The sequence below is a fragment of the Colwellia sp. MB3u-55 genome (assembly GCF_014076785.1).
Taxonomy (GTDB): Bacteria; Pseudomonadota; Gammaproteobacteria; order Enterobacterales; family Alteromonadaceae; genus Colwellia_A.
The window spans coordinates 129015-154045 of record NZ_JACGUS010000068.1 but is presented as its reverse complement, the minus strand read 5'-3'; the positions used below and the strand labels follow the sequence as shown (position 1 = coordinate 154045).

The window sequence follows — 25031 nt, the reverse complement described above, 5'->3', positions numbered from 1 at the left end:
GAGGATTTTATCAGTTAAATCAATCTCGTTAAAGCTTGATTAATGGCTTTGACTTATTTTGCTGGATCGCAATTTAAACTCAGTAACATTAACTCTCTTAGCGCAACAGAGAACTTTGCAAACTCATGCGTGCGACCAATTCTAAAGTCAGCTAAGATTTGGTTCCAACGTTCAAGTGGTTGAGCATTCGTCTTAATCCAGTTATTAAGTAAGGCTTCAATTTCAGGTTGTTCAACACCACAATCGCAGTGTAAAACGACCTGTGCTAATGAACGTTGCTGCCAATCAAGTTCCTCTCTAAATGAAGCTCTAGCAAGCGCTTGCCAGTGATTAGATACCGGTTGGCTAGTGATCTGATCTAAGAACCAATGCAAGTCTAAACGAACACCTAGTTTGAAGTATAAATCAGCAACTAATTCAATTGGACGATTATCCGCTATTGAAATATCAGCAATATCCATTACCGGGAATAATGAACTTAACTGTGAAATACGTTTTGCGATTTTCACTGGAACGCCTGTTCCAACTAGATCTGTTTCAACACGTTTTAGTTGCTCAACTTCTGCAGTAACTAATAACTTATCTAAATTTTTGGCTAAATTTTCAAACGTTGGGCGATACATAGCGATTGTTTCAGCAATACCTAACGCTTTATTACGATGGCGTAAGAACCAGCGTGTTGCTCGTCTTACCGTACGGCGCATTTGAAATAACATTTCAGTTTGAATAGAAGTCGAAATTTTATTATCTAATTCGGTAATTTGGTTCCAAATAGTTGACAACTCAAAAACTTCACTGGCCATAACATAACAATTGGCGATTTCAGCAACCGTTGCACCTGTTTCTTCATGCATGCGATTAACAAAATTGAACCCCATATCGTTACCAATATCATTGGCTAATTTTGTCGCTATAATTTCAGCACGCAGAGGATGCAGCTGCATTTGTTCTTGATACTTAACCTGTAATTGTGGAGGGAAAGCTTCAAGCAATAAACGATTGTGATAAGGGTTGTCTGTAATACCTGGACAAACCAAATCTTCTTTTAAGACCATTTTGCCATAGGCAAGTAGTACAGAAATTTCTGGGCGAGTTAAGCCTTGGCCTTTAGATAAACGCTCAGAGATTTCATCGTCGGTTGGAATAAACTCTAAAGCACGATCTAATTTGCCCGCTTTTTCTAAGCCATGGATAAAACGCTCTTGCTCTTTTAATTGTTTGACGCCACGCATTGCCGTAATAGACAATGAATGGGTTTGACGATAACAGTCTTCTATAACAATTTTACCGACATCATCAGTCATGTCATAAAGTAACTGATTACGTTGTTTAACAGTTAAGTCACCATTTTGTACTAAACTGTTTAATAATATTTTAATGTTAACTTCATTATCAGAACAATCAACACCGCCGGCATTATCAACAGCGTCGGTATTAATTCGTCCACCACGTAAACCAAACTCAACACGACCCAGTTGGGTGAAACCTAAGTTACCGCCCTCACCAACAACTTTGGCTTGTAATTCTTTACCATTGATACGCAATGAGTCGTTCGCTCTGTCGCCAACGTCAAGATGGCTTTCTTTTGAACTTTTAACATACGTGCCAATACCACCATTCCACAATAAATCCACTTTCATTTTTAAAATGGCTTGCATTAAATCAATCGGTGACATGGTTTGTTTTTGTGTACCAAGCATTTTCTTAATTTGTGGTGTTAACTTGATAGATTTCACATGACGGCTGAAAATCGCACCACCTTCAGAAATTAATTCTTTATTGTAATCTTCCCAAGTACAGCCCGGCATATTAAATAAACGTTCACGCTCTACATAAGAGCTTGCTGCGTCGGGATTAGGGTCAATAAAAATATGCATATGGTTAAATGCAGCTTGTAAACGGATGTGTTTTGACAACAACATACCATTACCAAATACATCACCTGCCATGTCACCAATAGCAATACAGGTGAAATCAGTTGTTTGACAATCAATATCCATTTCGCGGAAATGACGTTTAACAGACTCCCAAGCGCCTTTAGCCGTAATTCCCATCGCTTTATGGTCATAGCCAACACTACCACCAGAAGCGAACGCATCGCCCATCCAGAAGTTATATTCATCGGAAATCGCATTAGCAGTATCTGAGAAGGTTGCCGTGCCTTTATCGGCAGCAACTACCAAATAAGCGTCATCATCATCAAGACGAACAACATTAAGTGGTGGCACAATTACGCCATCAATAATGTTGTCGGTGATATCTAACAAACCACGAATGAAGGTACGGTAACATTCTTTACCTGCTTCAAATATTTCTTGTCTAGTACCGCCTACAGGGAGTTGTTTACAAACAAAACCACCTTTAGCGCCAACAGGAACAATAACCGTATTTTTAACTTGTTGAGCTTTAACTAAGCCTAAAACCTCGGTGCGGAAATCTTCTTGTCTGTCTGACCAACGTAAACCACCACGGGCGACTTTGCCACCGCGTAAATGAACACCTTCAAGTTGTGGTGAATAAACAAATATTTCAAATTCAGGAAGCGGCAATGGAACGTCACTTATCTGGCGAGGTAAGATCTTAAATGAAATGTAAGATTTTTGACCTGTGATCGGATGCGGTTGAAAATAGTTAGTACGAATGGTGGCACTGATCATTTCAACAAAACGGCGGATAATCCGGTCATCATCTAAGTTAGCGACATTATCGAGAGATTTTTCAATATCGGCACTGACTTTATTCAACGCTTTTTCTGAAATTTTCGTTGTTGGATCAAAGCGGAAAATAAAGAACTTAATCAGTAATTCGGCAATGTTGGGGTAACGAGCAAAAGTATCTTCGATATAACTTTGACTAAAGGTACCACCAATTTGACGCTCATATCGTGCATAAGCACGGATAATAGAAACTTCGCGACCACCAAGCTCGGCACCTAAAATTAAACGGTTAAAACCATCATCTTCTAAATCACCCGCCCAAACTTTTGCAAAGGCGTCTTGGAACAAGTTTTGTACTATTTCAAGGGTGAACTTACCTTGCCCGGTAAGTAACATCGAAAAGTCTAAGATCCAACAATGTTCACCCGTTAATGTTTTAACTAAATAAGGGCTTTCACCAATAACACGTAAACCGAAGTTTTCAAGGATAGGTAAAATATCTGACAAGTGGATGGGGTCGCCGGTATGGAACAATTTTAATTTTACGTGACGGCTGTTAGCACTTTCTTCTTGTGGCTGATAAAACAACATTTCCAGTGGGTTTTCTGCTGATAACGACTCAAGTTTTTCAATATCAACGATTGCCGTGCCCGGTAACACTTCATCTTTGTAAGATTGTGGAAAACTACAGTATTTACGACTTAATGTTTTACCTTTAGCTTCACCTTTATGAGAGTTCAGAGATGCTGCGAGTTTATCATCCCAGCTTCTTGCTGCTTCATTTAAGTTCTTTTCAATTTGTTTCACGTTGATATCTGCTTTAGTTGATTTAACACGAACAATATAGTGGGTACGCGCTTGTGCTGATTCAGAAAAGTAAGTGGTAAACTCGACTTCTTGACTGCTACCAAATGCTTCTTTGAGTAACTTTTGGGTATTTACACGTAATTCAGTGTTATAACGCTCTCTGGGCACATAGACCATACAAGAGTAAAAACGATCAAAAGCATCACGGCGAACAAAGAGTCCAGAGTAATCACGTTCTTGCATTTGGAAAATGCCTAAAACATTTTTTAATAATTCATCTGTACTACTTTGTAATATTTCGTCACGTGGGTAAGTTTCTAAAATATTAATCATCGCTTTATACGCGTGAGTACCACGAGCAAAACCAGAGCTTTCACAAACGGTGGTTACTCTAGACTTTATTAACGGTAAGTCTAAGGCACTATTGGTATAATAAGCAGAGCCAAATAAACCAACAAAGCGTTCCTCACCAATAACATTACCTTCAGCATCGAAACGTTTTACGCCAATATAATCTAAGTGGGCAGGACGATGTACGCGTGACCGAGAATTGGTTTTGGTCAAAATTAACGGGTTAACCCCTAAAGCAAGCTCACGAGCAGAGCTAGATAATGTTGAGATTAAGCGCTCTACTGTGCCATCAGAGCGCTTCATTAATCCTAAACTTGATTCAACATTGGCCGAGAGTGCCATATCACCTGTTAACGTTTTAACATTGTATGAGCGGTAGCCTAATAAAGTGAAGTTATCGTTTAACATCCACTTTAAGAACTCTAATGCGTCATCATGATCATTGATTGAACAAGGTAACTTTGCTTCGGCTGTTTCGGTGATCACTTCACCAAGACGGGCACGCATGGCTTGCCAATCATCAACCGTTATCGCAATGTCATTGACCACTGAATGAAGCTCTTTGGTTATTTTAACAAGGACTTTTTGATCGGTTTGACGGTCAACTTCAATAAAAAAAACAGCGACAGCCGTTGCTGATTTTAACGATTTATTAGCGGCTGCCGATAAACGTGTAATTTGATTTTTGTCATCACGAATAATATTAATAGGACTATTTAACATTAAATGTGGTGATAAGCCTAAACGGTTAAGGGCAATTCGCAATGAATCAACAAGAAATGGCATATCAGCGATAATGACTTCGATAATAGTATGACTTGATTTCCAGCCATGCTTAGAAACTTGAGGATTAAAAACTTTAATCTCCGGTGCATTATTTTGGTGACCATTTAACGAATTCCACAAACTCAACGTCGCACCGTACATATCACTATCGTTACGATGCTCTAAATCAAGCGTGGAAATATTACTATAAAGGAGCTCTGCAAACTGCTCAACGAGCGGAGCTGTTTTAGCGGGAACTTTTTGCTGAATTAACTGTGCTACATTCGAGAGTATCACTGAGGGTAAACCGTCTACTAACGCCATGCCGTTTTCCTTTTTGGATAAAACGCTGTTGTACTGAATCATTTCAAAATTGATTATTTAAAACAATTAACAGGGTAATTTGTATAATTTTTTATATAAATATTTATTATTGTCTAAAAGAATAGACTATATGTGCGATTTTATTAAGAATTTTAGGCTATTGCGAGGAATATTTTACTATTTATGGTGATTAATTATTTACAGCGGCTTGTCAAAATTACTGAGAGTAATTGTTTATTCACTTGTTATAAATAGAAAATGACCTTTCGGTCATTTTCTTGTTTATTTATGCAGGTTTAACGTATTAACCTTATTTCTTATTAGGCCATAAAAAAGCAGCAATAGCAGGTAGGACCAGTACTGCAGCGATCATATTCACCAAGAACATGAAGGTTAAGAGTATTCCCATATCGACTTGAAATTTCAAATCTGACCAAAACCAGGTTGAAACGCCAATCGCTAAAGTAACACCGGTTATTAAGACTGCACTGCCTCGCTCTTTCAAAGCAAGTAAATAAGCTTCTTGAACTTGGTAACCCTCACGTAATTTTATACTCATCGTTGACAAGATATAAATACCGTAATCAACACCAATACCAACACCTAAAGCAATAACCGGAAGTGTAGAAACCGTTAGGCCAATATCAAGTGCAGTCATTAACCATTGCGCTAACGTTGACACGACATAAAGCGGCACGATAACGACAATCGTGGCACGCACACTTCTAAAGCTAATGAAACACAATAAAGTTACCGCGCCATAAACGTAAAGCATCATCGGCGTTTGCGCTTCAGCGACCGCTTCATTAGTCGCAGCCATAACACCAACAGGGCCTGAGGCAAGTTTAAACTTAACCTTGTCTGTTTCTAATGCTTGAGTAACAACTTTTACTTTATCAACAACTCGATTAATGGTTTCAGCTTTGTGATCTTCTAAGAAAAGAATCACGGGCATAACACTACAATCACTGTTCAATAGGCCACTTGTTGAAGGGATTCTGGCAATTGATTGCACTAATGTTTGTTGGTTGCGTGATAGAACACGCCATCTAGCATTACCTTCGTTATAACCAGCATTAACAATTTTAGCAACTGACGCTAAACTGATTGCTGATTGCACACCAACCGTATTTTCCATCTGCCATTGAAAGGTATCGATTAAGTCCATTGTCTCGTAAAAAGTACATGAATCAGCAGGGCTTTCGACGATCACTGACATATAGTCAACACTGATGGCATAACGGTCAGTAATTAAAAAAGTGTCTTGATTATAACGTGATGTCTCATGCAATGATGGAGCGCCCGCATGAAGCTCTCCTATTTTCATGTCTTGTGAGTAATAGTATCCAGCAGCATATAAAACAGCGGTTATAACAAGTATAACTGTTGCAATTCGCTTAGTGGCAAACGAAGACATTACATCCCAAACAGTGACTTTGTTCTTATCTGCTATTTCAGGCTCAACTTTAGGGACATGAATAAAAGAAACCAATAAAGGGAGTAAAATTAAATTGGTTAAAATAATCATAGCAACACCCAGAGATGCAGTGATAGCCAATTCACGAATAATACCTATATCAATAGAAAGTAACGTTAAGAAACCGACCGTATCAGACAGCAAGGCGATACCGCCTGGTATCAACAACAAGCGAAAGCTCATTTGCGCGGCTTCTTTGGATGTTGCTCCTTTACTAACCAATTTGGAGACCGAGTTAATCATTTGCACGCCATGGCTGACACCAATGGCAAACACTAAAAACGGCACTAGAATCGACATCGGATCGAGTCCAAACCCTAAGGTAGATAACATACCTAACTGCCAAACAACGGCAACCAACGAACATGCTATGGGTAAAAGGGTTAGAGAGATAGAACGACAAAACCAAAAAACCATCAGCGTAGTAATAACAATTGCAATGGCAAAGAAAGCAACAACGCCTTTCGCGCCCTCAGCAACATCGCCAACCATCTTACTAAAACCAATAATATGGATACTAATATTGTCTTTTTCGAATTTACCTCTAATTTGCTGCTCAAGTTGCTCAGCAATAACAAGTGTATCTAAGCGTGCGCCTGTTTGTGGGTCTGTATCCATTAAGGACGCTTTTACCATGGCACAACTGTAATCGTCGGCAACAATACTACCAACGATACCTGCTTTCTCAATATTTGCTTTAACAACGGCTAAACCTTGTGAATCAGGCTGAAAATTTGCTGGGATAACCGGACCACCGGCAAAACCGTCTTCAACAATTTCAACAAAACGGGTACTCGGTGAATACAATGATTTAACTTGAATACGGTCAACACCAGGAATGAAAAATAACTGATCATGAACACCCTTTAGCGCGCCAAAGAAAGATTCATTAAAAATATCTCCTTCTGTGTCACAAACTGAGATAAGCACGTTATTAGCGCCACCAAAGTTTTCTCGATATTCAAGATACGTTTTCATGTAGGTATGATTAAGGGGAATGTGCTTTTCAAAAGCCGCATCAAGCTTTATTTGGCTCGCTTGAAAAACAAGAAAAATACTGGCTAGTACGAAAGCAACAAGCACCATGACTCTTTTACGGAACATAGTGGCTTCGATAACATTAATAAGGGATTCTATTTTCATTTAATTTACTTCATCTGCTTCAGTGGAATTGGCGGTAAGCGTATTTATCGATTTACTTTTATTTTAACTGAGTCAGTGCAATAACTTTAAGACCAACTTCAGAAACGATGACTAACTGGTTATTAAACCAAACACCGCTAATTAACGCTTTACCGTCAGCTTGAATATTTAAAGAGAAGCTAGCGCCATCATCGTCACTTTTTAAAATAACACCATTATTTCCTAATACAAAAATACTACCGTTATCACCGAGCACTATCGAATTTAATAACGCTTGGGTATTGGTATTAATATGTTGCCAAGGTGTGCCACTTTTTAAACTGCGAAAAATATTACCGCGCAAACCAACAACTAATAAATTTCCTTGCTGAGTGCGAGCAATATCATTAAATGAACCTTGATATATTTTATCAAACGGCAACCATTTTTCGGCAAAATCATTGCTTTTAGCAATTAAACCTACTTCACCAACCATATAAAGCGTACGACCGTCTTTAAAGATACTATTAAAGTGGGCAAGTATACTGCCTTGTTCATCTAAATAAGCCTCTTCATCTTGTTCTTTTAATTCTTCTAAGTAAGCGAGATCTTCAGGGAATAGAAATTCACCATGAAATTCAAATGTCCAATTTTCACCGCCATCACTGGTGCGGTATTGCTGACCGTATGCGCCTATCGCTATGCCTTCATTTTTATCTTTAAACATAATATCGAGTAAAGGTTTTTGCTTAGCGGGTAAGTATTGTTGTACTTGCCAATTTTCGCCGCCATCACTAGAAAATAATATAGTTGCATCATGTCCGACAGCCCAACCATGAGTAGCATCAATAAAATAGACTGCCGTTAAGGTTGAACGAACGGGAACGTTAGCTTGACGCCATGTAATTGCGTCGTTTGAAAGTAAAATATGACCACGTTCACCTACAGCGACAAGCTGCTTATCGTTGATTTTAAAAATATCAAGCATAAGTGATTTACTGGCTAAAGGTGCTTGCATAGCAGGAAGTTGCTGTGAAAAAGCATTAAGGAAGAATAAAGCGCTAAAAAGGAAGGCCAACAGACGTTGCATAAAGAAGAATTCTCATTCGTTAATAATTATAGTGTTACTTTTATCACATCATCCATGACATTGTTAAAGTTTCTAATCTTTTGAAAGTATAACGGCTGAGCGTTGTCAGCCGTTATAAATGTTTAAAACCTAGCGGTTATCTGCGCCCTTCACGTCTTAATGCAGAAGAAGTAAATGATATATCATCTAACTCAGCTGAAAAGTCATACATTTTAGCTTCATTATCTAAGCCCATTGCTATATAGCGACGAGACTGTAAATCATGGAACACTTCAAGTGTAGACCATTGTGTAGGAACTTCGTAATAATTCAAACCATGAGCAACACCAACACGATATAACTCGTCACGGTTATCGTAAATATCGGTTACCGCAATTTGCCAGCTATCTTCATCGATAAAGAAAACACGTTTTTTGTAGGTATGACGCGTATCTGATTTTAAGTTAGCTTCGACAACCCATACACGATGTTTTTCATAACGAACATGTTCTGGATTAATATGACCTGGCATTAAAATATCCGCATATTTTAATGAGTCGCTGTGTAAACGATAATCATTGTAAGGGATCAATAGTTCCTGCTTCCCTTTCAATGTCCAGTTGTAACGGTTTGGTGCGCCGTTAAACATGTCAAAATCATCTGTTGTACGTAGTCCATCAGACGCTGTACCTGGCGTGTCATAAGCAACATTCGGTGCACGACGAACACGACGTTGTCCGGTGTTGTATGTCCAAGCTTGGCGTGGTGTTTGTATTTGGTTCATTGTTTCATGAACTAATAATGCGGTACCCGCTAAACGTGCTGGTTCAGTTACTTTTTGCTTAAACTTAAACAAAATATTGGTTTCTTTAAGTTTATCTGCTGAAGCACCTTTAACCCCATATGGGATCATTAGCTGATCGTCAAAACCTAAATAAGTATAATCACCAGAAGCGGTGGGAGCTGCTTGACCCCCTTCTCGTGTTAAAGATTCACCACGATAACGTAAAATGTGATTCCAAATAGCTTCTAAGCCATCTTGTGGTACCGGAAATGGGATACCAACAGCCGCGTTAACAATACCATTACCGCCTTCAACTAATTCTGTACGTCCGGCATTATCAATACTTGCTTGATAAACATGCTCAGGGTAAGAAGCTGAACGTCTTGATTGATAAACATTCATTTTATAAGTATCAGGGTATGTTTCAAATAACTTGATCTGACCCGGCGTTAACATGGCTTTATATTCACCGACATTAGCAGCAGTGATCGTGTATTTTACTTTGTCGGTAGAAAATGGGTCTATATGGTGATCACCAACAGTATAGCCAGCAGGAACAGAAGTAATACCACCGTTCCATGCAGGAATAGAACCGTCTTTATTGGCCGCACGCACTGCGCCAATAGGTGTTAATTCTTTACTTAACTTTGCGACCTCAGTCGATGAAACTTTAGCTAAAGTTGCTGTTGACACAATAGCCAAACTTACTGCAACTGAGGCTAATGTTAATTTTTTTAGTGAATTTTTCATAATATTGCTCATTAACTTAGCCCTTATATTGAATATTTAATGCTGAATGAAATGTAATCGCGATCTGCTATTTGATTGGTTGTACCTACGCCATCCCAAAAACCGTTATAGTTAATGTCTGCTGACCAGCGACTTTGGTAATTAAAGTTAATACCTAACGCCACAGACTTACGTTTTTCAACAAATAAGAATAATGGATCTGGTGTCGTACCTTTAACATCATGAGAGAAAACGACACGTGGTGAAATGTTAATACCAGCGATAACGTTATTAAAGTCTAACTTAGCAATTGCACGGTAACCCCAAGCAAATGCGTCTGGGAACGGGTTAGTTTCAACACCGTCCTGAACGGCCATTTCTAAACCTTCTTTACCGGCAATGCCACCGTTACGTGCAGTACCTGGACCATTTAGTCGTAATACGTCTTGGTCAGGCATGTCTTGCAGGTTAATACCACCCACTTCAATTAATGTTGTTAACTGGCTGGCACCAAATGAAGGACCCCAAAGATGTGTTAGCGTTGTTTGTGCTTGCAAAGTATCTGATAGAACAAAACCATCAGCATGTTCGCCGCCCTGGAATATTGGCATTTGAGAAATACCATCAAGCTCAGTGCGACCTTGATCATTCGCTAGTTGCTGTGGCATCGCCGCAAACAATAACTCAACATCGTCAATCTGCAACGGCTCATCTTGGCGGTAAGTAATTTCACCGGCAACAGAAGTTGTGCCTAAAACGGTATTAAAGCTCATCGCATAAACTTTAATGTCTTCTACATAATCAAGTTCTACACGAGAAAATGCTTTCAAATTTGTATAATTTTCTTCAGTAATAGCGCCTGAAAGTAACATACCAATATCATGGCCAATAGCTTCATTACTAAAATCAGCAGTAACACCAGCAAATATTGGGCGACGGCTATGGTAATTCATGTGGTAAAGACTGATTTCGGTGTCGTTGAAGTCAGGTAAAAACCATGATAAACGAAGACCATACTGACCACCATCTTCAGGTTCATTTTCTGCATCATCTTGACGAAGTGTAATTTTCGTTGGAAAAGCACCTAAATAGGCTGCGCCGATACTTTCAGGAGGAACAGCGCCAGCAGCAATAGCACCACTAAGAGTATTTAAACCTTCAATAAGATAATCTAAGTCCATATCAGGGTTACTACCAAAGCCTAACTGAACATTATTAAATTGACCACCGTCACCAGCAAAGTCATTAGTTGAGAAGTAGCTACCAGGTGCTGGTAACACTGTTTTTTCCCAGTTGTACTGGTAGAAGGCTTCAATATTGAAGTTCTCAGAAACACCGAGTGAACCCCAAATTGCACCGAAAGGTATAAAGGCTTCTTTTAATTCTGAACCAGGAGCACGAAGACGAGCGATATCAACAGGGTTTAACTCACTAATACCATGAGAGATTAACGTACTTTCACCCCAGCTAATCACTTGTTGGCCGACACGAACAGAAAGCGGCATGTCACCTACAACGAAATCACCATAAACGAAAGCATCAAGTAATCTTACGTCATTACATAATTGATCACTTGCTTCACCGTCACGACAAGGATCGTTTCTAACCTCTGATAAAGGATTAGTCCACGCTCGGTCGCCGTCACTCATTTCAAAATCATAGAAATACATGCCACGAACGAACAAACCAAAGTTTTCATAACGAACTTCTAGTTCATGTGAACCTTTGATTATCTGAGAAAAGCTATCACCGGCGTTATAGTTAAGGTTAGCGTTATCACCATTGGTTGAATAACCGCCTTTTCCATTCCATACCGTTGCTGGATCAGGATTTGGATTTAATGATGGATGATAATTACTAAAATCAAAACCATTATTAAAATTGTTTGATTTACCAACATTATCATTCCAGTTGCGATCTTCTACACGCCAACTTTGACCGTAACTAAATGTTGAATCAAAAGTAACGTCGAAGTTGCCTAATGTAAAATTTTCTGCTTGTGCTTGGCTTACTGTCGCTAAACAAACAAGCGCAGCGGTTATACTGGCAGCTAAAGGTTTTTTATAAAACCGATTGCGAGGGCTATATTTCATTTATTCTCTCCCCAGAGCGTGTAGATTATATTTTATTTTTATCATCGCTACTTACTATTTGAAATAAGTGGTCTAAAACAATAATTGCATCATTTTATCAATGGTGCAAGAGGTAAAAACAATTGATAATACCCCGTGTTTTAATGACTTCTAATCAATAAAAAGCGAATCAGACACCAGTGTTTTAAACAAGCGTTTAAAACAAAAAATTCTTCATATAGATTTTAACAAGTAGTTACTTGTATTAAGTGTTACAGCGAAACAGGCCAAGAGCCTTCAAACACATCAAATGGTCCGACCACTGTTTAAAGCTAATACTCTAATCATGCCATTTTTGTCACAGATAAAAATTTATTATTTTCAGTTTCTAGACAAAAAAGTCCCTTAATACCTGTAGATAATAAATATTTTCGCATATGCATTGCCGGAAATTGTACCCGCACTCCTTGAGTTGTAGTAACAACCATCTGCTGAGCTTTACCTTCATAATAAGGGAAAAACTCAGCAGTGGTCATATTTATTGAAAAGAAATATTTCATAAAAGAATTAGCTCGCTAAGGCCGCATCAAGTTTTTCTTTTAAGTCTTTTGATAAGTTTTTAAGTGTAGTCAACTTCTCTAATTCTGCTCGCATCAATTCCTGCCTAGATAAATCAAAAGATCTAAACTGAATTAAAGGTGTGATGAGCCTTGAAGCCACCTGTGGGTTTATTTCATTCAACAAAGCGATTTGCTCAGCGAGAAACTGATAACCCTGGCCTGACTGACAATGAAAATAACGCGGATTATTAACGCTGAAGCTACCCACTAATGAACGTGCTCGATTTGGATTCTTTAAGCTAAATAACGGGTGAGTGAGTAAGTTATCCAGTGAACTAAAAATATCTGCGCTACATTGTTGAGCCGCGATACTAAACCATTTATCCATGACTAATGATGTACTCTGCCATTTTTTTTCAAAATGCTGTAACTGCCCTGCTAAATCGGCTGAGTTGTTGTCAGCAGAGCAGACTAATGCTGCCAAAGTATCAGTCATGTTATCTGACGATTGATATTGTTCTACTACCTTGCTCTGTTGATGCTCAAGTAAAGAAAGGTAAGACAAACAAACATTTTTTAGTGCGCGTTGGCCAACTTCTTCACCGCCATATTTATAGGTAAAAGATTTATTGGCTGTAAAGGCTTTCTCAAAACTAGCGGTTAAGCCAGTCACTAAAAATAACTTCACTGCGGCAATAGCATTAACTACTTTGATGGGATCAACCTGTGCTATTTCTGCGACAACTTCGTCAAAACTAGGTGGTGATAATTGTTCGGCTTTAAAGGAATTATCGGTATTTGCGTCAAAAATAGCTTGATAAGTCGTTAATAAACTCTGTGGCAGAACAAAGCTACTGTCATCGACTAACGCTTTAATATAATTCAACATCAATTGCTGACCAGCGTCCCAACGACAAAACTCATCATCTGCAAAAGCCATAATGGTTGCCAGCTCTTTATCTGTTTGCTTAATCGTAAGCTTCACCGGCGCTGAAAAATCTGCCAATATCGCTAGCACAGGTTTAACAGCAAGATTGTCAAAGGTCCATGTTTGCTGCTCAGTGGTTAACTCAAGTAACTCACGTCGGATCACCTTATTGTTTTCGATAAGCTCAATAGCAACAGGAATATGTAATGCTTTACCCTCGCTACCATCTTTTTGATTTGGATTTTTCTGGGTCAAGGTTAATTGGTACTGTCCCTTTGAAAAAAGCTCATCTACAGATAATGTCGGCGTACCCGACTGATAGTACCAGCCTTTAAATAAATCAAGATCAACACCCGAAGCATCTGACATCGCGTTAATAAAGTCATCACAGGTCACGGCCATACCATCGAAGCGAGCAAAATATAAGTCCATGCCTTTTCTAAACTTAACTGCTCCTAATAAGGTGTTAATCATGCGGATGACTTCAGCACCTTTTTCATAAACGGTTAAGGTGTAGAAATTATTCATTTCTAGTACTTTTTCAGGGCGAATGGGATGAGCCATAGGTCCCGCATCTTCAGCGAACTGCTTTGAACGCAGCAATCTCACGTTTTTAATACGGTTTACTGCGGCACTGTGCATATCAGCGCTAAACTGCTGATCGCGAAATACTGTTAAACCTTCTTTGAGACTTAACTGGAACCAATCGCGGCAAGTTACCCGATTACCCGTCCAGTTGTGAAAGTATTCATGACCAATCACAGCTTCAATATTAAAGAAGTCAGTATCGGTGGCACTCTCATTATCTGCTAAAACAAATTTCGAATTAAAAACATTTAAGCCTTTATTTTCCATCGCCCCCATATTGAAGAAGTCGACGGCTACAATCATATAAATATCGAGGTCATAAACTAAACCAAAGGTTTCTTCATCCCAAAGCATCGATTTTTTTAGTGATGCCATCGCATGGTGAGCTTTAGGTAAGTTACCTTTATCAACAAATATTTCTAATGCTACGTCGCGTTTATCTTGGGTGGTAAAGGTATCAACAAGTAAGTCAAAATCACCGGCAACCACAGCAAATAAATAACAAGGTTTTGGATGAGGGTCATACCAACAAGTAAAATGCTTCCCTTGTGGTAAATCACCCGATTCAGTTTTATTGCCATTTGATAACAAATAAGGGTAACGCTTTTTATCAGCGATGACTTTGGTTGAAAAGATCGACATCACATCAGGGCGATCTAGGTAATAGGTTATACGTCTAAAACCCTCAGCTTCACATTGTGTACAAAAAGCGCCGCCCGACTTAAATAAGCCTTCAAGTGAAGTGTTATTAAGTGGGTCAATTTCAGTCACTATGGTTAATATAAATTCATCAGCACTAATATCTAGCGTTAACTGTGTGTCACTGACCTGATAATAACTTTCAGGTAAGTCTTGATGATCAATTTGTAGTGAAATAAGTTTCAATTGTTCGCCATCAAGCACTAATTGCTTAGCCTCTTTATTTTCACGTTTAATCGCCATAATGCTGGTTACTATGGTTGCCGTGTCAGCAAGTTCAAAGGTCAAATCGACGGTAGTAATATAAAAATTTGAAACTTGGTAATCAGATAAATAGCGCGCGGTAAAATCAGTCATGAGAGTTTCCTTTTTGAAAATATAAAGCCTGCAAAAACAGGCTTTATATTATGTCGATATCAAGCGTAAATAAAGGATGAATATCCTCTTTTTATCGCAATGTTCTTTGATGTTAGCTCTTTATTGCTTCATCACTGATTGTTGCTAACATTTTAATTTTAAAACCGGTGTAACCATAAATAATGGCAAGCACTGGATTAATTAAATTAAAAAAGCAATAAAAAATATAATCGTATGATGTTAATGCCAAAGCGCCAAACATAAAGGCACCACAAGTATTCCATGGAATTAACGGTGAAGTAATAGTACCTGAATCTTCTAACGTACGACTTAATAGTGTTGGATGAAAACCTCGGCGTTTAAATTCTGCTTTAAACATACGACCAGGCATAACTATCGCCATATATTGATCGGCTGTTATTAAATTAGTGCCAATACAAGTTGCAACAGTGCTGGCGATTAAACTTCCCGTTGATTTAGCTGTTGATAGGATGGCTTTAACAAATTTATTTAGCATACCTAAATGCTCTAGCACGGCACCAAAACTTAAGGCACACATTACCAACCAAATCGTGTTTAGCATACTCGACATACCGCCACGACTAAGCAACTCATCAATTTGTTTGTTGCCAGTATTAACCACTACGCCATCAAAAAATGCTGTCCAAACCACGGTTATATAGGCTTTAACGCCACTAACGCCTTCTGCAGCCATGTTTAAAATAAGCTCTTGCTGAAAAACTAACGCCCAAACAGCGCCAATTAAAGCACCAATCGCCACAGCAGGAAATGCCGGTACTTTTTTAAAGGCTAAATAAAGTAAGATAAAAAGTGGGATAAGATTAAATATAGAAATATTATAAGTTGCATCTAGTGTGGTCAGCAAGGCGTCAATACTTGCGGTGTCTCCAGTTACATTTGAAGAGTGATCAAAGCCAATAATAAGAAACAGCACCAAGGCTATGCTAATAGAAGGTATGGTGGTCCATAACATATATCGAATATGTTCAAATAATTCACTGCCTGCTACTGCAGGAGCAAGGTTAGTCGTTTCAGATAACGGCGATAATTTGTCACCAAAATAGGCACCTGAAATAACAGCACCTGCCGTAACCGCGGTCGACATTTCAAAACCGTTCGCAATGCCAATAAAGGCGACACCGACCGTTGCCGCTGTAGTCCAAGAACTGCCAATACTCATTGCGACAATACCACAAACTAAACAGGCAGCGGCGTAGAACCAACTAGGGTCAATAATTTGTAAGCCATAATAAACCATCGTAGGCACAGTACCAGACAGTAGCCAAGTTCCTATTAATGAGCCAACCGCTAACAGTATTAAAATTGCCCCCAAAGAAATAGAAATACCACCAACAATTGACTCTTCAATCGACTGCCACGAATAACCATTCTTGATACCAATCACAATCGCTATACCCATAGCGAGTAATAAAGCAATTTGATTAGGACCATAAGATGAGTTGTCAGCAAAATACCAAACAGCTGTTGTTAACATAACAACTAATGCAAAAATAGGAATTAACGCATCTAGCATGCTTGGTTCTTTGTGGGTGCTGATTACTACGGGTTGATTGTCTTTTTCTGGCTCTGTCATGTGCGATGCCGACCTTAAGTTTTTTATAGTTATAATTTTTAATGTTTATACCATTTTATTAACTCGTAATATTATTTTTCATTAGGAAAAATAATATTACGCTAATCAAATTGATATTAATCACAAACCCCTAAAAGTCAGGGTAACGCATATAGGCTAATCTATAGAGAAAATTGAGTTTAGCTTTTTACTTACATAAAAGCCGCAATTAAGCGGCTTTTATGAGTGGGTAATCATTATTTTTTAGCGACTTTACCCAGCGAGATTAAATCAAGAGTTATCTTAGCCGTTTCATCTAAAAATGGATCTAATTCTTCTAACTCATCGGGTAAGTCTTCAAGTGATTTTACTTTTTCTTTACCCATAACAACTAATCGTTCATTAACACGAATAAGTTGCTTCGCTTTTCGTTCTTCACGTTTTGTTTTACGTTCATCTAACTTAAGAGAAATAGTTTTATCATCTTTCTCTTTTTGATAAACCGCAATATCATCAAGTAAATAGTTAAATTCACGATTACCTTTAACACGTTCACTATGCAGTGAAGTGATGTACGTTAAGTCAGCCGATAAGTTACCTAGGGCTTGATATTTTGCTTTAGGGATTTGATCCCAAGGTAGCGCATTTTTCTCTCGACTTTCTCCCCAGTCTTCTGGGTCAACAGCCGTTGGAAAAGAAATATCGGGTAAAACACCTCTATGCTGAGTACTACCACCATTGATACGGTAAAACTTAGCGATGGTAAATTGAATACTACCTAATGGATTATCATAAAGGTCATAAACTCGCCCTAGCCCGCGATGTTGCTGAACAGTACCTTTACCAAAGGTATGTTCGCCAACGATTACCCCACGACCATAATCTTGAATCGCAGCGGCAAAAATTTCAGAAGCAGAAGCACTATATCTGTCAACCATTACGGTTAATGAGCCATCATAAGAACTGACACCATCATCATCACTATTAACTTGTACTCGGTTTGCACCATCACGTATCTGAACAACGGGGCCTTTATCAATAAATAAACCCGTTAATAATGTTGCTTCACGCAATGAACCACCGCCATTACCACGTAAATCAATAATAATACCAGCGACTTGTTCGGCTTTAAGTTTATCGAGTTCTTTGTTCACATCGCGCGATAAGTTATTATAAAAACTAGGTATAGTGATAATACCTAATTTTTTCGACTTTTCATCACCTTTAGTTTCAAAATACACTTCAGACTTTGCTGCTCTGTCTTCAAGGACTATTTTATCGCGAACAATCGTAACAACTTTAATAACGGCATCATCTTCTGCTTCCGCTGGCAAAATTTGCAAACGAACTTTGGTGCCCTTAGGTCCTTTGATGAGATCTACAACATCATCTAAACGCCAACCGATAACATCTTCAAATTTATCATCGTCTTGCGCAACACCAACGATTCGGTCTTTAGGTTTTACTTCTTTTGACTTGTCTGCTGGTCCACCAGGAACAACACTATTGATAACCGTATAGTCTTCTTCAGCTCTAAGTACCGCACCAATGCCTTCAAGAGACAGATTCATGTCCATTTGAAATTTTTCAGCATTTCTTGGTGATAAATAAGAGGTGTGAGGTTCAACAACGCGAGCAAAGCTATTCATGACGACTTGAAAAACATCTTCACTTTCACTTTGTTTTAATCTTTTAATCGCATAACGATAGCGTTTGCCTAAAACTTCTTGCACTTTAGGCCATTCTTTACCCGCTAAGGTTAAATTTAGGGCGTCGTACTTAACTTTTAAGCGCCATAACTCATTTAATTCTGCACTATCTTTTGGCCAATCAGCTTCTTCACGGTCGAAGTTATAAACTTCGTTTATGGTAAAGTCGAAAGCTTCTTTTTCTAAAAGGCTTAATGCATAGTCATAACGCTCGGCACGTCTTTGAAGGTTTAAGTTAAATATGTCATAGGCGATATCTAACTTACCACGAGAGATTATCTGATCAAATTCAAGACGATGCTTTTGAAAGTCTTCAATATCGGTCGCTAAAAAAACATTTCGAGCATAATCAAGTTGTTTTATATAACGGTCAAATATTTTTTCGGAAAGTGCATCATCCATGTCAACTTTCGAGTAATGGGCTCGAGTAAACTGCGCAGTAACGCGTTTACTCGATGCAGCATGCTGGCTTTCAGGAGCCAATATGGGTAGCGAGTCTACCTTATCAAGATTTTCGACAGCAAAGATGTTCATTGCTGATAGCGACAAAGAAACGGCAATTGCGATACGACAAATTTTTAGCATGCCCAAAACACTCCAATTTATTCAGTAAATATATTTTTAATTTGTGTCTTAACAACCATTCCTGAATTTAATTGTACACTCACATCTTTACCAGCAACTTCAGTGATAATAGCGTTCATAGGCGAGTTGCCTAATTTAACTTTAACGCTTTTACCAACAACGACTGCGCTGTCTTCAACAGGAACAAGTTTAACTTCTGCTTTAGTATGCGTCGATTTAGTTGATTTTACCGACTTAAACTTAGCTTGTTTTTCTTGCTTTGCTTCTAGGTTGTGAGCAGACGGTTTTGCTTCAGTAGGATTGTCTGACTTATTAAGCTTAGATCCTTTATAAGGCTTTTTGCTTGCTTTGTCGTGTTTGTTTTTGTTACCAAATTTGTCTTGGCTTTCTTTTAGTGTCTTACTGGCATAGTCAGCTTGCTCTTGATCTATCTCAGCAGAGTCATTGCCATCGATGTCAACACGAAAATTACCCAACTTAACCGCTTTCAAATAACGCCAGCTGCTAGTGTAATGTCTTAATGCTTGGCGTAAGCGAGTTTTACTTACAGTGCCATCTTCCGCTAAATTTGCAGACAAATCTTGAAAGATGCCGATTTTAAGCGCTTTAGCTGGACCATCAACCGAAAAACACTTAGGAAATTTATCCGCTAAATAAGCAATAATTTCCTTTGTGCTTAACCGCTTAACTTCAGTTTCTTGCTCTGCTGTTACCGGTGTTTGTAGTGCAACGTCAGTATCAACTGCAACGTCAGTAGTTACTTCAGTTTCAGTATTACTCATTTCTGTTTTGCTCACTTCGTTTACTATTTTAGTGTCCATAAATACAACTTTTTAAAATTTCTTAAATCTAAGAGGTTAAATCTTGAAGGTACTGTTCACGGTTATCCAACAAATGTTGGCACCAGTCATAAATATCTTCACTATCTATGTCAGGTAGTGATTCTTGGCAAATCCAAGTGTCCCAAACCAAAGATAATAATTGCGCTAATATCTCTGGTTCAATATCTTCTTCGGCTAAATCATAAATCAGATGATAAATTTCATTTATTCGTTCGGCAACGAATTCTTCTTGGCCATCCCAGTCACCGACAATACTTTCGCTAACGAGATAATCATGAATAACGATAATTTCTTTCATTAGTTTAACACGCCATGCTTGATGATCATATTTTCAAATAAATTAATTATTGCTTCCAAACCTTGTTGATCAATTTCATCAAAATGATCATAGGCTGTGCTATCTATATCAAGGACAGCAATGATATTGTCACCGACTTTTACCGGAATAACAATTTCTGAATTACTACTCGCATCGCAAGCAATGTGACCATCAAACGAATGAACGTCGGCAATACGTTGTGTGGTGCTTTGGCTGACTGCCGTGCCACAGACCCCTGTGCCAACAGGAATACGAATACAAGCCACTTTACCCTGAAAAGGCCCTAAAACTAGTTCATTATCAATTAAACGATAAAATCCAACCCAGTTTACTTGAGATAAGTGTTCAAACAGTAAAGCGCTAATATTTGCCATGTTAGCAATAACATCAGGTTCATCGCTGATTAAGGCATCAACTTGTTGGTAAAGTTCTTGATATAAATCATTTTTATTCATAAATACCGGTATTCTTATGTTTATCAAAGATAAGTGATGGTCAAAAAACGCATAACATAACCTGATAACCCGTGAAGTTAAAGCAATTATTACAGATTTTATGCACTTTTAACTTATATTGCTGCTAATTAGCTTAACTGCCGCTTTATTTCTCGGTTTTTATGGCAAAAGTAACATTCACTTGTGCCACAACATTATTTTCCGCTACTTGTGAATTAAAACCGGCGTTACTTCTACCGGCCATAACATAAGTGTTTGGAGTGTGATAAGCAGACTCGGTCAAATTTGAAACTTTACCTAAGGTAACGCCCATTTGCTTAGCAATAGTGGTGGCTTTTTGATGCGCATTTTTTAAGGCATTGATCAGCGCTTGTTGATACAAAACGTCAGCGTTTACTATTGAATTTTGCAAAGCAGAAATGCGATTAACACCAATTTTAACAACATTATCGAGTAATTGGTCATAGCGCGAAAAGTTGGTAAAAGTCACTTTTATGGTACGAGACACTTCAAAGTAAATTTTTTCTTGCTGAGCCACAGAGTTATCTGCTAATTGATTACGATGAATAACGGCCTTCGTGTTGTTATTTTCGCCTCCTTGATTAGACAATCTCTGATGAACTATTATCGCTGGCACATCAGCCCGTTTTTCATAGCGGGGAATTAATTCTAATCGAGCAGATTCAATAGCAGACTCAGCAATGCCCATTGATAAATACATTTGGGTCACTAACTGGCTTTTGTGGTCAACCAAAGCTTTAGCTTTGCTGGCAACATTGCCGCGTTGGCTAACCGTCACCGTAAAAGTAAACTTGTCAGGCTTTGCACTTACTGACCCTTTACCAATGACTTCAATCCCCTGAGTCGTGTATTGCTCTGCCGTGATAGGTAATGAGAACAAACTGATCATAATAACGAGTAGGTATTTCATCTTATCCCTCAATAGTGAATTATTTTTAAAAGGGTACATTAACTATTTTACGTCTATTGAATAGATTCAATAAATTGTTTTTGTTGTTCTTTATTTGCTTTATGCCACCAAAACCTTAATTTATTTAGAGCATCATCTGCTTTTTTAATATCGCTATTTTGTTTGTTATTTTTAGGCGTTTTTGCCAGCTGCATTTGATGTTCAGCAATTTTTTCAAAGGCTAAACCAGCTTCAAATTCAGTTAAACTTTGATTAAGCACAAAGATAGCGTCTTGTTGAACTGAGTTTTCATTAATAGACTTTATTTCAATGGTCGGAGATTGGGCAAATTTACGTGCGCTAACGCTGTCAGATATAACGGGCGTGACCATAATGTACTTCTGGTGGATGGTTTCTTTTAAAGTAAATAAAATAACTTGGGGAGCAGACTTTATCGTGACGTGGTCGTCATCATCATAATTTTCAAAAAGCTCGCTATATTGCACCACTAAAATATTTTCACCACGTTTGATATCAACAACAGTATTTCGGCTAAAGAAATCACTACTTGCCTTTTCACCATTAACTTTTATCAATTTATAAACATCAGGTACCACCAATTGTGCAGCAACAGCATTGTTGACAGTTATAAAACAAAAAAATAAACAAGCCAGTAAATTAACAGACCAAGGTGTCATCAGTAAAACCTACAAAAGAGAATTAACGTAAGCTTAGCTTATCGTTAATTCGTACTATTTGCGATTTAACTTGTGATAAATGCTGTTATTAATTCGCCTATTTTAAATACCTAACGAATAGCCCAGTGCTTGATGTCTTGTTCGGTTAAAAACTGTTCTGCATTTTCGCCCTGCATTTGAGCTAACGTCGCCAATATTCCCGCTTGAATGCATTGTGGTGCTGATACAGTCATTGACCGCGGCGCATGTTCAATTGGCCAACCCGTTTTAGCATTTAGAATATGGCTGTAACGTTGACCGTTTTTCTCTAAAAAGCGCTTTGCATCGCCACTCGTTGCCAGTGCCCCCTTAAATAATGACACGACTATGGTTTTTTTGTCGACAAAACCAGGGTGCTCTACTCCAACTTGCCACGGTTGACCATTTTTTCTTGATGAATTTGTCGCTAAATCGCCACCTAAATTCACCAATACGGGTTGTTGTGTTAATAAATTTATTAAGACTATAGCGCGATCAACCGCATACTCTTTACCAATACCACCGAAATCAATTTCCATATTTATCGGTAAAGTCACTTGGCGATTATCGTATTTTATTTTATACCAACCCACATTATCCATGGCCTTTTTAACCGCCAACGAAGTAGGAATATTATCAGAGCAATCAAAACACCAGACTTTTCTTAGCACGCCTGAGGTTATATCAAATATCCCATCGCTGAGTTGGTAACAAGTATCAGCAAAGTTTAATAAAGCAAAAGTCTCGTCGTCAATAGCGATGGGCTTACCCTGACTTTGATTTATCTGGCTACAAAGACTATCGGAGTTGTAACGGCTATACTTGTCTTCGATACGCCAAACTTCTGTACTGACTTGTTCACCAAGCTGTTTGGCAAGCGCGGGATCAGAGGTTTCAATAATCACCTCACACGGACTGGCCATAGCATCAAATTGAATACAGAATCCGTCTGAGCGTTTGGCCAGTTTTATTTCTCTAAGTTTATTCAATTGTCACCTTGGTAAAAAGATAAAGCCCTTATTTATGTGATTAAATAAGGGCTTGTATTATTTAGATTATTACTACACTTTAGAACGAATAGCTAACCTGCGCAATTATTGCATCAATGCTTTCATATATATCTATGTTAGCTAAAGCACTAGGCACTTTATGTCCGGCACTTTTTGGGTCTTGGCGATAATATTCAAGTCTAAAAGACAAATCATTACCATCTGCTAACTTCATACCATATTTTAAACCAACCGTATAAGCGGTCATTTCACCAATACGGTAATCGGCACTGGCAAACTCAGGTGTTGCATCATCTTCCATTAAGAAAGGTTGATAAAATTGGGCTGCGCCTTGTTGATAAAAACGAAAATGTGGCTCTAAATAGCTACCGTTACCTAACGGAATATAAAAGCGAGTATCTACCGTATGAGACTTTATATCCCAGTCATCCCACATATACCGATATGACACATCTAAAATAGTTTCATCAAAATGATATTTTGTTTGTGCAAAAACACTTTGTTTGGTCCGCTCATTAGGGCGATTCTCATATAAATAGTCTTGTGCAAGACCTTCGTTATTTAACAAACTTAAGACTTTAAAGGGATCCGTCAAATAGCCATCAACAACCGAATAGGAATAATTAAACTGTGTGACCATACGTCTATTAATGACTTGGGTAAAACCTACCATAATATCCGAGGTGGTTTTATCATCATCACTGCCCATTCGAGTGGCATCATGAGCACTTTCATCTTCACTATCATTATAAGCTAACTCCATAGAAGCAAAAGGCTTAGGTAAACCCCCTTCTGGTGTAAAGGTGTCTTGAAAATGACTTAAACCGAAAGAGATAGTCGAGTTCTTCTTATTGAAGTCATAAGCAATATTGCCATTGATCCCTAAAGATAAGTAATCATATTCTTTTGAAAGATGCCCACCGACACTGCCTGTAAAATTCGGCGCGAGTGCTTGCGTCCACTGAGCATTCAGCTGTACACGCGTATCATGAAAAGTGTCATCAAGGGGTGTTTCACCTGCTTTAACTTCATAATCTCCTTTACCCGAGGGTCTGGTAAACGTTTGAACATCGGGCTGAGCAACGGCGCCATTGGCTGAAGCCCCCGTTAATGCATCAACCGTTAACTTCAAATTTAAAATACTATCGTCGCTGTAAGTTTTTTTAGCATTAAAAACAGCTTCTGCTGCTGAAACACGATCAGCCTCACTGTAATATAAAAACGCGGAGTCAAAAGACCAAGTATCTTTATCTGCTGCTACTGATGATGGGGCAGCACTAACTTGAACACTGCCTAACAAAGCGGTAGTTGCTAAAGTTAACGCAGCCTTGAGGTTCTTTTTATTGATGGTTTTTTTCGATTTACTCTCGTTAATTAATTGCATCCACAACCTCCGCCACCGAAACTTTTACCTCCGCTTGACGCTTCTTTGCTGAAATAAATATGATCATCAAGTGCCGAATCAATTGGCGAAGATGTTAAGGCCATTTGCTCTTTTGCTAACAGATCACGTTCCCAAGGTTCGACACCTAAACTTGAGCAACCTGATGCCAAAGTTACCGCAGCAAAAACCAGTGAATATTTAAATTTATTGTTCATTGA

At 38.4% G+C, this 25031-nt stretch carries 17 protein-coding genes; all 17 read right to left on the bottom strand.

The genetic code is table 11. The features are described from left to right. Nucleotides 1-53: 53 nt before the first annotated feature. Nucleotides 54-4904, bottom strand: coding sequence for an NAD-glutamate dehydrogenase (locus tag H4J66_RS02575; RefSeq protein ID WP_182170168.1), 4851 nt, complete (start codon nucleotides 4902-4904; stop codon nucleotides 54-56). Nucleotides 4905-5214: 310 nt separating this feature from the next. Continuing rightward, on the bottom strand, nucleotides 5215-7524 hold the full coding sequence (locus H4J66_RS02570; protein WP_182170165.1) for an RND family transporter: 2310 nt from the start codon (nucleotides 7522-7524) through the stop codon (nucleotides 5215-5217). 58 nt (nucleotides 7525-7582) lie between these two features. Further along, on the bottom strand, nucleotides 7583-8593 hold the full coding sequence (locus H4J66_RS02565; protein ID WP_182170162.1) for a YCF48-related protein: 1011 nt from the start codon (nucleotides 8591-8593) through the stop codon (nucleotides 7583-7585). Between the two features lie 136 nt (nucleotides 8594-8729). Beyond that, on the bottom strand, nucleotides 8730-10106 hold the full coding sequence (locus H4J66_RS02560) for a DUF1329 domain-containing protein (RefSeq protein WP_182170159.1): 1377 nt from the start codon (nucleotides 10104-10106) through the stop codon (nucleotides 8730-8732). A gap of 23 nt (nucleotides 10107-10129) precedes the next feature. Further along, the gene (locus H4J66_RS02555) at nucleotides 10130-12178 is read right to left on the bottom strand and encodes a DUF1302 domain-containing protein (RefSeq protein WP_182170156.1); all 2049 of its coding nucleotides are present in this window, start codon (nucleotides 12176-12178) and stop codon (nucleotides 10130-10132) included. Nucleotides 12179-12501: 323 nt separating this feature from the next. After that, the gene (locus tag H4J66_RS02550; RefSeq protein WP_182170154.1) at nucleotides 12502-12717 is read right to left on the bottom strand and encodes a DUF2835 family protein; all 216 of its coding nucleotides are present in this window, start codon (nucleotides 12715-12717) and stop codon (nucleotides 12502-12504) included. 7 nt (nucleotides 12718-12724) lie between these two features. Then, complete coding sequence (gene pepN, locus H4J66_RS02545; RefSeq protein ID WP_182170151.1) at nucleotides 12725-15289, bottom strand: aminopeptidase N; 2565 nt, start codon at nucleotides 15287-15289, stop codon at nucleotides 12725-12727. A 112-nt stretch (nucleotides 15290-15401) separates the two neighbouring features. Beyond that, nucleotides 15402-16937, bottom strand: coding sequence for a Na+/H+ antiporter NhaC (gene nhaC, locus H4J66_RS02540; RefSeq protein ID WP_404842790.1), 1536 nt, complete (start codon nucleotides 16935-16937; stop codon nucleotides 15402-15404). Between the two features lie 203 nt (nucleotides 16938-17140). Next, complete coding sequence (gene prc, locus H4J66_RS02535) at nucleotides 17141-19177, bottom strand: carboxy terminal-processing peptidase (RefSeq protein ID WP_182170145.1); 2037 nt, start codon at nucleotides 19175-19177, stop codon at nucleotides 17141-17143. Between the two features lie 17 nt (nucleotides 19178-19194). After that, on the bottom strand, nucleotides 19195-19998 hold the full coding sequence (gene proQ, locus H4J66_RS02530; RefSeq protein ID WP_231907384.1) for an RNA chaperone ProQ: 804 nt from the start codon (nucleotides 19996-19998) through the stop codon (nucleotides 19195-19197). Between the two features lie 28 nt (nucleotides 19999-20026). Next, on the bottom strand, nucleotides 20027-20317 hold the full coding sequence (locus H4J66_RS02525; RefSeq protein WP_070376584.1) for a hypothetical protein: 291 nt from the start codon (nucleotides 20315-20317) through the stop codon (nucleotides 20027-20029). Further along, the gene (locus H4J66_RS02520; protein ID WP_182170142.1) at nucleotides 20317-20793 is read right to left on the bottom strand and encodes a GAF domain-containing protein; all 477 of its coding nucleotides are present in this window, start codon (nucleotides 20791-20793) and stop codon (nucleotides 20317-20319) included. The genes H4J66_RS02525 and H4J66_RS02520 overlap by 1 nt, the downstream gene beginning before the upstream one ends. 145 nt (nucleotides 20794-20938) lie before the next feature. After that, nucleotides 20939-21724 carry an SIMPL domain-containing protein gene (locus H4J66_RS02515; RefSeq protein ID WP_182170139.1) on the bottom strand — a complete coding sequence of 262 codons (786 nt, stop codon included), beginning with the start codon at nucleotides 21722-21724 and terminating at the stop codon, nucleotides 20939-20941. A gap of 53 nt (nucleotides 21725-21777) precedes the next feature. After that, on the bottom strand, nucleotides 21778-22401 hold the full coding sequence (locus tag H4J66_RS02510; protein WP_182170136.1) for a DUF2057 family protein: 624 nt from the start codon (nucleotides 22399-22401) through the stop codon (nucleotides 21778-21780). Between the two features lie 110 nt (nucleotides 22402-22511). Further along, nucleotides 22512-23408, bottom strand: coding sequence for an FAD:protein FMN transferase (locus H4J66_RS02505; protein ID WP_259368563.1), 897 nt, complete (start codon nucleotides 23406-23408; stop codon nucleotides 22512-22514). Nucleotides 23409-23487: 79 nt separating this feature from the next. Further along, nucleotides 23488-24813, bottom strand: coding sequence for a DUF3570 domain-containing protein (locus tag H4J66_RS02500; protein ID WP_182170133.1), 1326 nt, complete (start codon nucleotides 24811-24813; stop codon nucleotides 23488-23490). Further along, complete coding sequence (locus tag H4J66_RS02495; RefSeq protein WP_070376578.1) at nucleotides 24804-25028, bottom strand: DUF4266 domain-containing protein; 225 nt, start codon at nucleotides 25026-25028, stop codon at nucleotides 24804-24806. The genes H4J66_RS02500 and H4J66_RS02495 overlap by 10 nt, the downstream gene beginning before the upstream one ends. Nucleotides 25029-25031: the final 3 nt, after the last annotated feature.

Coding starts and splice junctions, on each gene's coding strand:
- H4J66_RS02495 (WP_070376578.1), bottom strand. CDS start 25,028: ATGAACAATAAATTTAAATATTCACTGGTTTTTGCTGCGGTAACTTTG.
- pepN (WP_182170151.1), bottom strand. CDS start 15,289: ATGACTGATTTTACCGCGCGCTATTTATCTGATTACCAAGTTTCAAAT.
- H4J66_RS02500 (WP_182170133.1), bottom strand. CDS start 24,813: ATGCAATTAATTAACGAGAGTAAATCGAAAAAAACCATCAATAAAAAG.
- H4J66_RS02570 (WP_182170165.1), bottom strand. CDS start 7,524: ATGAAAATAGAATCCCTTATTAATGTTATCGAAGCCACTATGTTCCGT.
- H4J66_RS02525 (WP_070376584.1), bottom strand. CDS start 20,317: ATGAAAGAAATTATCGTTATTCATGATTATCTCGTTAGCGAAAGTATT.
- H4J66_RS02565 (WP_182170162.1), bottom strand. CDS start 8,593: ATGCAACGTCTGTTGGCCTTCCTTTTTAGCGCTTTATTCTTCCTTAAT.
- H4J66_RS02510 (WP_182170136.1), bottom strand. CDS start 22,401: ATGACACCTTGGTCTGTTAATTTACTGGCTTGTTTATTTTTTTGTTTT.
- H4J66_RS02575 (WP_182170168.1), bottom strand. CDS start 4,904: ATGGCGTTAGTAGACGGTTTACCCTCAGTGATACTCTCGAATGTAGCA.
- prc (WP_182170145.1), bottom strand. CDS start 19,177: ATGCTAAAAATTTGTCGTATCGCAATTGCCGTTTCTTTGTCGCTATCA.
- H4J66_RS02520 (WP_182170142.1), bottom strand. CDS start 20,793: ATGAATAAAAATGATTTATATCAAGAACTTTACCAACAAGTTGATGCC.
- H4J66_RS02550 (WP_182170154.1), bottom strand. CDS start 12,717: ATGAAATATTTCTTTTCAATAAATATGACCACTGCTGAGTTTTTCCCT.
- H4J66_RS02555 (WP_182170156.1), bottom strand. CDS start 12,178: ATGAAATATAGCCCTCGCAATCGGTTTTATAAAAAACCTTTAGCTGCC.
- proQ (WP_231907384.1), bottom strand. CDS start 19,998: ATGGACACTAAAATAGTAAACGAAGTGAGCAAAACAGAAATGAGTAAT.
- H4J66_RS02560 (WP_182170159.1), bottom strand. CDS start 10,106: ATGAAAAATTCACTAAAAAAATTAACATTAGCCTCAGTTGCAGTAAGT.
- H4J66_RS02515 (WP_182170139.1), bottom strand. CDS start 21,724: ATGAAATACCTACTCGTTATTATGATCAGTTTGTTCTCATTACCTATC.